At 63.1% G+C, this 1,862-nt stretch carries 2 protein-coding genes and 1 pseudogene; 1 reads left to right on the top strand and 2 read right to left on the bottom strand.

The genetic code is table 11. The annotated features are described in order from the left end of the window. Nucleotides 1-214, bottom strand: a pseudogene (locus AAH979_RS42820) (hypothetical protein); the annotation flags it as partial. A gap of 475 nt (nt 215-689) precedes the next feature. Here AAH979_RS42820 and AAH979_RS42825 point away from each other — a divergent pair. Beyond that, nucleotides 690-974, top strand: coding sequence for a hypothetical protein (locus tag AAH979_RS42825; protein WP_346263839.1), 285 nt, complete (start codon nt 690-692; stop codon nt 972-974). Nucleotides 975-1,052: 78 nt separating this feature from the next. Here AAH979_RS42825 and AAH979_RS42830 read toward each other — a convergent pair whose 3' ends face one another. After that, nucleotides 1,053-1,838, bottom strand: a complete 786-nt coding sequence (locus tag AAH979_RS42830; RefSeq protein ID WP_346263840.1) for a hypothetical protein — start codon at nt 1,836-1,838, stop codon at nt 1,053-1,055. Nucleotides 1,839-1,862: the final 24 nt, after the last annotated feature.

Consider the following 1,862-nt stretch of genomic DNA (forward strand, 5'->3'; position numbering starts at 1 on the left):
GAGCCAGGTCTTTCTCGGCACGGAGACTTACAACGTCCGGCGGCTGGTCCGCGCACCAGGCCAGAGCCGCGAGTGGCCGGCCGTCAGTGTCCACAGTTAGGCCGGTGATGGCTTTGATCTCGGGTGTGCAGGAGGTCAGTCCGGTCAGGAGCAGCAGGGCGGTGGTCAGCGAAGCGGTGGTCCGCTGCGCGGTCGTCGGCGCTTGAACGGCCATGCTCCGACGGTCGCAGGACTGCGTTGATCTACGACCACAGTCCGGTCTCGGGTCTATGACGGCTTCAGGCTGGGGGCGCGCATTCCTTGGGGCTATGCGCGGATGCTCGGCCCGGCACGGTTGGTGTACCGGAAGCGCCGGCCACCGGACATGATGGTCCCAGCCTGGGCGGCGCGCATCGAGAGCAGCAGAGTCGGACACCCCTTGAGCCGAGGGCGCACTACGCTTGGAGGCCGGCCTGCCCAACGCGCGGCGCCGGTACCGCGCGTCGCTGAACCCAGGGGTGGCAGCACCGTTCGAGCCGGGCCAGGCTCCGGGGAGCCCGCTCACAATGAGCGGGCTCCCGAAACGGTTTGGCCCGGTCCCGACCGTTCAACTGCAACTGCAAAGGCGCGGACGCGCGGAGCGCGGCAGATGAACGCGCCGTCGCGCCAAGAGTGGTAAACCGTGTAGATCTATGTGGCAATGTTGCCGGATGTCGTCGAGTCCTCACCCGCCGCCGAGTCGCGACCAAATCGAGGCAAGATTCCTGGCGCTCCTGGACGGAAGCCAGTCACGCGACGAGGCCGACCGATGGGCTGCTCAGTGGGTCACCGATCCGGATGGCGGCGGTGTGGAGGACGAGGATGTCTGGTGGGCGCTGACCCAGCTGTACGGCGTCGACCTGCGCCACGCTAAGAACGGCCCGTACCTGCACGACGATGAGCAGATACGACACTGGCTCCATACCTTCCGCGCGCGCCGTCCCCGGGCGTCCTGAGCACAGACACGCCCGGCATGCGGCGTGAGAGTCTGCTGATTAAGCACTAGAATTGCCGGAAGGGATAGCCGCTGCGAATTAGCCTCTCTCCACCGAAGGCCACTGAGGTAATTCGTTCAGCGCACTGCCAGAAAGTCGCCAGGAGCGAAGGGGGCCTAGATATTTTAGCTGCCCCGGACACGAGAGATGCTGCGAGAGTTCATGAATCGTACAAAGCGCTAGCTGGGTAACAACGGCAATTGAATTCTGACCCGTGTACCTGGTAACGCCCCAGCTGCCGCGATTGTGAGTAGCGACGCCAATCTCGGGTGGTCTCTTGAAGTGGTTCCGGTCCTGGTGGGCGGTGGCGTGGCGCAGCTTTACCAGCGAGTCCAGCCACTTCGCAGCCTCAGTTCCGCGCCTGGTGCGTTCCTCTAGATGAGATTGATCGTTGAAAGCCACCCACCAGTCAGCATCAATTCCGATCTCACGGGCTCGCGCGGCAAAAGAGAACCACCAGCACGGCATCGGGTCAAGGCCAAAGTATGCCCAGTAGAGCTTCCTGACATTGACCGACGAAGGCGACTGCAGCTTCTCAGGCGGGAACCATTGCCTGAGCTCGGCGGGAACCTTTCTCGCCGCAGTCCTTAGATAATCGTAACCCGCACATACAAGCTGCTCATTAAAATCCTCCCAGGCTGCAACGGACATGACAGCAATAGCTCGGTACATGGCGCGTGATTCAACGTTAAGGCCGCCACCGCTGGAACCTCGCTGCTTCGCCTTGCGGGCGTTGATACGTCCGGCCTCGGCGTCGAGCAGTAACGCATCACCAAGAGCAGCGACGAATCTTTCGAAGGCATCCTGGAACACGTAGCGGGCCACCGGGCCTCCGATCGAATCGGGCTA

The organism is Plantactinospora sp. ZYX-F-223, assembly GCF_039649625.1.
Classification (GTDB): domain Bacteria; phylum Actinomycetota; class Actinomycetes; order Mycobacteriales; family Micromonosporaceae; genus Plantactinospora.

Bases quoted from the DNA above. Each gene is read 5' to 3' on its own strand.
- AAH979_RS42825 (WP_346263839.1), top strand. From the start codon at position 690: ATGTCGTCGAGTCCTCACCCGCCGCCGAGTCGCGACCAAATCGAGGCA.